The sequence below is a fragment of the Blautia sp. CGZ-1-C1 genome (genome assembly GCF_056504575.1).
On record NZ_JBWLUT010000007.1, the window covers coordinates 1 to 2,871 of the forward strand.

General features: G+C 39.4%; 2 protein-coding genes and 1 pseudogene. 2 read left to right on the forward strand and 1 reads right to left on the reverse strand.

The features are described from left to right. Positions 1-248: formate--tetrahydrofolate ligase (locus AC058W_RS00395; RefSeq protein ID WP_479389528.1), on the forward strand; the 248-nt coding region annotated here is incomplete at its 5' end. Positions 249-377: 129 nt separating this feature from the next. Here the strand turns inward: AC058W_RS00395 and AC058W_RS00400 are convergent. Beyond that, positions 378-1,827 (reverse strand): annotated as a pseudogene (locus tag AC058W_RS00400) (aspartate ammonia-lyase). A 303-nt stretch (positions 1,828-2,130) separates the two neighbouring features. On the opposite strand from AC058W_RS00400, the gene AC058W_RS00405 reads away from it, so the two are divergent. Further along, positions 2,131-2,871 (forward strand): LysR family transcriptional regulator (locus AC058W_RS00405; protein WP_479389529.1); only part of this gene is annotated, 741 nt, incomplete at its 3' end.

The following is a 2,871-nucleotide window of genomic DNA, read 5'->3' on the forward strand; positions in this document are numbered from 1 at the left end:
AAGCTCTTGGCGTCGGCAACTGCCCGATCTGTGTAGCTAAGACACAGTACAGCTTAACAGATGACCAGACTAAACTGGGTGCTCCTACAGACTTCGAAGTTACAGTACGTAACCTGAAGATTTCCGCTGGTGCAGGATTCATCGTAGCTCTTACAGGTGAGATTATGACAATGCCAGGTCTTCCTAAAGTTCCGGCTGCTGAGAGAATCGACGTAGACGAGACAGGTAAGATCACAGGTCTGTTCTAATCCAGTTGAAATCAAACGGATAAAATCATCCGTATTCAATCGAATAATTCAAAAATATAAAAATCATATTTATATATGATATGTGTCCAGACGATTTTACAGGCGGGAAGATTTTCCCGCCTGTTTTTTTTATTTTTTTATAAGATAATCTTTTCCGGAAATACCAGGGTTCCGTCATATGGATCGGATCCAGAATACGATTAAGTTCATCCTCGTCCATAAGCTTTTCTTTCAGAATCAGACTTCTTACAGATTCGCCTGTCTTAATTGCCTTTTTTGCAATATCCGCAGCCTTCTGATACCCAAGATGGGGGCTGATCGCAGTGATAATACCTACACTGTTTTCTACCAGATAACGGCACCTTTCTTCATTTGCTGTAATTCCTACAATACAATTATCTACCAGTGTCTGGACTGCATAGCCAAGAGTATCGATAGACTGAAACATGCAATAGAAAATAATCGGCTCAAATGCATTTAATTCCAGCTGACCAGCTTCTGCAGCCATGGTAATCGTAACATCATTACCAATAATATTAAAAGCCACCTGATTAACTACTTCAGGAATAACCGGATTGACTTTACCCGGCATTATAGAGGAGCCATTCTGTTTTGCCGGAAGATTGATCTCTCCAAATCCGGTACGAGGACCAGAAGACATAAGGCGGAGATCATTTGACATTTTGGAAAGAGTTACCGCACATGCTTTCACAGCGCCGGAAACAGCTACAAATGGATCCAGATTCTGAGTGGAATCAATCAGATCAAAAGCCTGTATAAAGTCCATTCCTGATATTTCAGTAAGATTTGGAACAATTCTTCTCAGATAACCCTCATCTGCATTAATTCCTGTTCCAATAGCAGTGCCTCCCATATTAAGGGTCCGCATCTCATCCATTGCTTTATCCATTCTGTGGATATCACGCATGATTGCTACCGAATATGCTTTAAATTCCTGTCCCAGACGAATCGGCACTGCATCCTGCATCTGTGTACGTCCCATTTTGATTACGTGGTCAAACTCTACCGCTTTTTCATTAAGAGCATCGTAGAGACGAAGAAGCTGTTTCTTCAGATTCTGCAGCAGACGAAGAGAAGTCATTTTACCGGCAGTAGGAATAACGTCATTGGTAGACTGTCCACAATTCACATCATCGTTAGGGTTTATAATTGTATAATCACCCTTTTTCCCTCCCAGAATCTCAATGGCGCGATTTGCAATTACTTCATTGGCATTCATATTTAAAGATGTGCCTGCACCTCCCTGAATAGGATCCACAATAAATTCATTGTGGAATTGTCCTGAAATAATTTCATCACATGCCTGGACAATCGCCTGTGCTTTTTTCTTCTCAAGAAGCCCCACTTCACAATTAGTTATCGCTGCTGCTTTTTTTATGTATGCAAGACTGTTAATAATTTCCGGATGCATATTCAGCCCCGTAATGTGGAAGTTTTCGGCCGCACGTAAGGATTGAACTCCATAATATACATCTTCCGGAATATCCTTTACACCAATAGAATCTCTTTCTACACGATAGTCTGTTTTTTTCATAGTCTTTCTCCTTTTTCTGTTCATTCTTCCCCGGATAATCATTCCGGTGCATTTTCCCACAAAATCGGCGGTTAATATTATCCATTAAACAGTACTGTTATTATCTCTCTCATGTATTTGCTCTCATTATATATCTCTGCTATAATATAATCAAATACATATATTTTTATAAAATATATAGTGTTTAAGTTATGTTACTGTTCACATACCACTATCCCGAGACATACAAGCCAAAATCCCATTTCCGCAGGCAATCTGGAATGAATTTTGGCTACGTTACTGAGAACGGAGTGAACAGTAACTAAGTTATATATCGGAGGAGTTTATATGTTTCAGGGAATGGAATACATCTATGAGGTATACAAGGAAAAAAGCTTTTCCAAAGCTGCTGCTGCTCTTTTCATTTCGCAGCCTTCTTTAAGCGCCAATGTAAAACGTGTAGAAAACCGTATTGGCTATCCTATTTTTGATCGAAGCACCAAACCTTTACAGTTAACCGAAGTTGGAAAACATTACATACAGGCTGTTGAAAAAGTCATGGATATTGAAAATAATCTTGAAAACTTCATACTGGATCTGGGAAATCTCAAAACAGGAACTCTCAATGTAGGTGGCAGTAACTTCTTTTCTTCATGGATTCTGCCTCCCCTTATTGCTGATTTTTCCCAAAAATTTCCACATGTTCAAATTTCTCTTGTAGAAGAAAGTACAGCAAAGCTATCCCAGTTTCTCCAGGCCGGAAAGTTAGATCTGGTGATCGATAACTGTATTCTGGATAACCAGATTTTTGAACATTATATCTATCAGAAAGAACAACTTCTTCTTGCAGTTCCCAAAAATTATTCAATCAATACCAAACTGCAGGAATATCAGATTCCTATTGAGGAAATCCGGAACGGGCAGTTCCGCTCTTCTGATATTCCTTCTGTTCCATTAAACAAATTTGAGAACGAACCATTTATTATTCTTCGTTCAGATAACGATACCGGTAAGCGTGCACTTACCATTTGTCAGGAAAATCACTTTTCACCTTCTGTAGTATTTCGCCTGGATCAGCAGATGACTGCC